Source organism: Desulfofundulus sp. (assembly GCF_049701015.1).
Classification (GTDB): domain Bacteria; phylum Bacillota; class Desulfotomaculia; order Desulfotomaculales; family Desulfovirgulaceae; genus Desulfofundulus.
Map to the genome: position 1 here is coordinate 1 of NZ_JBNATZ010000239.1, position 3,759 is coordinate 3,759.

Annotated in this window: 6 protein-coding genes and 1 pseudogene; 4 read left to right on the forward strand and 3 right to left on the reverse strand. The window is 49.5% G+C overall.

Going from position 1 to position 3,759, the window contains the following annotated elements; translation table 11 throughout:
- Positions 1–275 (reverse strand): annotated as a pseudogene (locus ACPLUI_RS12340) (hypothetical protein); the annotation flags it as partial.
- A 151-nt stretch (positions 276–426) separates the two neighbouring features.
- Between ACPLUI_RS12340 and ACPLUI_RS12345 the strand changes: the two are divergent.
- On the forward strand, positions 427–849 hold the full coding sequence (locus tag ACPLUI_RS12345; RefSeq protein ID WP_424660557.1) for a hypothetical protein: 423 nt from the start codon (positions 427–429) through the stop codon (positions 847–849).
- Here ACPLUI_RS12345 and ligD read toward each other — a convergent pair.
- Positions 826–1,761, reverse strand: a complete 936-nt coding sequence (gene ligD / locus ACPLUI_RS12350) for a non-homologous end-joining DNA ligase (RefSeq protein WP_424660558.1) — start codon at positions 1,759–1,761, stop codon at positions 826–828. The two genes, ACPLUI_RS12345 and ligD, sit on opposite strands and share 24 nt — an antisense overlap.
- A gap of 149 nt (positions 1,762–1,910) precedes the next feature.
- Here ligD and ACPLUI_RS12355 point away from each other — a divergent pair, with 149 nt between their 5' ends.
- The 3 genes from ACPLUI_RS12355 to ACPLUI_RS12365 are packed head-to-tail and all read left to right on the forward strand — an operon-like array spanning position 1,911 to position 2,859.
- Positions 1,911–2,120, forward strand: a complete 210-nt coding sequence (locus tag ACPLUI_RS12355; RefSeq protein WP_424660559.1) for a spore germination protein — start codon at positions 1,911–1,913, stop codon at positions 2,118–2,120.
- 12 nt (positions 2,121–2,132) lie between these two features.
- Entirely contained in the window at positions 2,133–2,360 is a 228-nt protein-coding gene (locus tag ACPLUI_RS12360; RefSeq protein ID WP_424660560.1) for a spore germination protein, read from the forward strand.
- 22 nt (positions 2,361–2,382) lie between these two features.
- Positions 2,383–2,859, forward strand: coding sequence for an Hsp20/alpha crystallin family protein (locus ACPLUI_RS12365; RefSeq protein ID WP_424660561.1), 477 nt, complete (start codon positions 2,383–2,385; stop codon positions 2,857–2,859).
- A 640-nt stretch (positions 2,860–3,499) separates the two neighbouring features.
- On the opposite strand, the gene ACPLUI_RS12370 is transcribed toward ACPLUI_RS12365, so the two are convergent.
- Complete coding sequence (locus tag ACPLUI_RS12370) at positions 3,500–3,706, reverse strand: hypothetical protein (protein WP_424660562.1); 207 nt, start codon at positions 3,704–3,706, stop codon at positions 3,500–3,502.
- Positions 3,707–3,759 lie beyond the last annotated feature (53 nt).

The window sequence follows — 3,759 nt, forward strand, 5'->3', positions numbered from 1 at the left end:
TGGCTTACTTTCGGCTTGAGGGTACCGAGGTTCCATCTCCTCTGGCTCAAACGGAGATCCAGTTCAGAGCGGCGGCGTACAAGGTCTGCTGCCGCCCGGGGCTCGAAACCGCCCCTGGCAACCAGAGCCTCCCCGGAAGCCGCCCAGGCCGCCCCTGGAGATCCGAATCTCTCCACCAAATTCCAGATGCGCTTGGCACTACCGGGCAGGAGATACTGCCAGCCCATCCAGTAAATTTTTTCATCCATCATGCTCACCTCAGGTTGAAAAGGCATTCGGGGGAAGATGGTAAAACTCCTGCCCCAATGAAAAAAACTTTTCCTTATTTACCCCACCTGACAGGATTTACGCCAGAAATGAATATATAACTAGTAGAATCGACCGGGGCAGCAAAAAAATACCACGATGCACAAAAGGGGTGGCAAGATGGGCGTCTTTCTGAGGCATATTATGGCCCTGTTCAAAAAGGGCGGCCACCGCCATAACTTCACAGAAAGTCGTAAAGTGACAGAAAAATATGCTTTCCACGATGCCCTCGTACCCCTGAAGCAGGACCTCGAGCTGCTCAAAAACGAGCTCGCCCTGCTCAAGAAACTGCTGGAATCACAACACTGGCGCATAGAAAAATTTCACGTGGACCGGATGCACGTTGAACAATTCACCATCGAGCTGGAAAACATTACTGTAGATCAGCTGGGTGGTGCGTTAAATGTTGGTATCACCCACAGCTGTCTGGTAACCAGGGGAAACATGCCGTTCAAGAAAGAACCGGAGGGGGGAAAAGACCCACAGGAATTACTTCCACAAACACGGGAAGGTTATATCTTAACCTTCCATCCCCAGAGTTAAGCTGTCTGACCCGGCCACCACATCCAGAATGTCATCCAGACTTTGTTCCTGCACCAGGAGGTCTCTGAAAAGGTCCCCTGTTTCCTTCAGGCGCTGAAAAATAGTCCTTATGTTGAAGTCAGTCGGTTCCACGTCCAGGGCTTCCACCTCCGGCCAGGTTAAAGGGGTGGAAACAGGAGCACCGGGTAAAGGACGCAGGCTATAGGGAAAAACCATGGTTTTACCGCGACCGTTCTGCAAATAATCCAGGTAAACCTTCCCCTTTCTCCGGTGCACTGCACGTTCAAGAGTGGTCCCGGTCGGATAAGCCCGGTTCACCAGTCGGGCGATATATTCCATGGCACGGGTAACATCGCGGAAGAGATATACCGGCTGGATGGGGATAAACAGGTGCAACCCCCTCGCCCCCGATGTTTTAACGAAAGCCTGCAGGCCAAACTCCGCCAGGGCCTGACGCACTAAAAGGGCAACCTGCATGGCGTCCCTGAAAGTAGCTCCTTCGGCCGGATCCAGGTCCATAACCGCAATATCGGGACACTCAATATGGTCCCTTGTAGAGAGCCAGGCGTGAACTTCAATACAGGCCTGATTGGCCAACCAGAGCAGAGTAGCCAGATCGTTACAGATTATGTAATTGATTATTTTTTCCGAGTGCTGTACGGGAAAAGTTTGAATCCAATCAGGAGCATACTCCGGACATTCCTTCTGGTAAAAGGCTTCCCCGCTAATACCGTCGGGATAACGCTTCATGACCAGGGGGCGGTTATGAACGTACGGCAGCAGCACGGGGGTTATATCGCTGTAGTACTTGATTAAGTGCGCCTTGGTCAAGCCTTCTTCCGGCCAGAACAACTTGTCCAGGTTGGTGAAGGAAAGGGGTTGCCCGGGGATCCTGATCACCTCCCTTTCCACGTTTTACCACCCCCCTTTTATATTTTATTATGCTTCAATGAACCCATTGTAAAACTCTTTTATACGGTGCCTTAACAGCTAAAATCACTAAAGTGTTCCCTGGAACATATCCTGAGACAAAAGGCCTTTTCATAAAGGCGGTGTCAACGGTGACCATAATCATCGGCACCATCAAGATCAATAGCATTCAGTCCGGTGGCACATTGATCGTTGGTGAACGTGTGGTCTGCCTGCCCACCAGTGAAATGGGGATCCAGGCAGGTCCGGGCTCCCTGAACTCCGGTGACGGCAATCAGTATGGACTTATCCCCCTGGGACAGGAAAATAAAGGGAAGGATGGCCGATATCATGGCGAATAGGAGAGGTTTTATATGCCTTTAATTATTGGTGCATTCAAAATAAATCAGATCCAGGCCGGAGGTACCTTAAATCTGGGGGAGGTCAACATCTCTGCCCCAAAGAACACCATGACCTACAGTGCCTACCATGACTCTTTTAACGTTGGTGATTTTAATATTATGCAGCACATTGATTTCTCAAGCTATACCAGTCTGAAGGGTTCGGGTGACATAAGCATTCCGGGCAACTTTCATATTTAAAGTAAAAAAGGAGGGGTGTAGCTTGAACGAAGCAGAAAAAAACCAGTTGTTATCCCAAATTTTAAACCTGAGGGAAGATATTATCAAAAAGATCCAACCCGCCCTCTCAGGCCTGACGGAACTCGCCGAACTGAACTTGATTGGCAAGGCAAAAAAAACAGAGCAGGCTGAAATACCTGCCCATATTCACGACTGGGGTGACGAAGTCATCGCGGTAGTTGAAATCCCTGGATTACAAAGGCGGGAAGATTTACATCTCCTGGTCAAGAGCAGCGGGCTGGAGCTCCGGGGCCGCCGTTATAAAAGGCTCCTGGAACCCAAAAGCCTGGCCACGGTATTACCCGCCAGTACGGTCGAGGAATTCCACCAGGAGGTAAATTTCCCCTGTGCAGTAAGGCCGGAGACAGCCACGGCCACATACCGTCATGGTTTGCTGGAAGTGCGGGTCAAAAAGCTTCCCTGTTCCATTAATGAGAATGTCATTATCCAGTTTCTTTGATGGATTTTTGAAAGTGGAAGGCAACAGACCATCAAAAATAAGGAAGGGCTGCTTGAAATGCAGCTCTTCCTTAATCTTAATAATTAATCAGTTGTTCCACTCAGCGTCAGAACCAGGTGTTCAGGATTCAGTTCCATAGTATAAGGTTTCTTCCTCATCAGCAGCAATAACAGGATCAAAAAGAGGGTCAGGCTAAACTGATCGCCCCAATAAGATGAAAACCCTCATCATTAAAGCTCCTTTGAATTTGGTTCTCTTATGCTTCAAATTCAAAGGTTGCGGTTTTTACTTCGGGGCTCCACAGTAGTACCACCCATCTCCCAAAAATAGCAGGATTAAAATCAGAAACAGGATGAAAGCGAAGTTGCTCCAGTAAGGATAGGCATAGCCGCTCATTTTCAATCCCCCTCAAGGCTTTTGATTAACCTTGAATGCTGCTTACAGCTGGTTACTTCGGTTTACCCGCGTAGGCAAACCCATCTCCGAATAACAGCAGGATTAAAACCAGAAACAGGATGAAAGCAAAATTGCTTCCGTATGCACCGCCGCTTAAACCATAACCCATTCAAAGGCCTCCCTTCTTTACTTTGGTACCATATTATGGTGCACTCCACACATTGGTGACAGCTTAAAAAAATTTTTACTCCAGAAGGAAACGACACTCCCGGGGCGATTTATCCGGGCGCAACCCCCGGTAACTGCAATGCCGCAGCTGGCCACCGGCGGTTAAAGTGAGGTATTCTACGGTGCAAACCAGCACGGGTTCCACTGCGATTGTGCGCCGGGCTTCCAGAGACGGGAGGTCCAGGGCGGGCCGGGGTATCACGAGGCGGGATAACAGTCCCACCGGACTTGGTTAAGTTTGCCGGAGGCGCTCAAAACCTGAAGGATACCTATTTC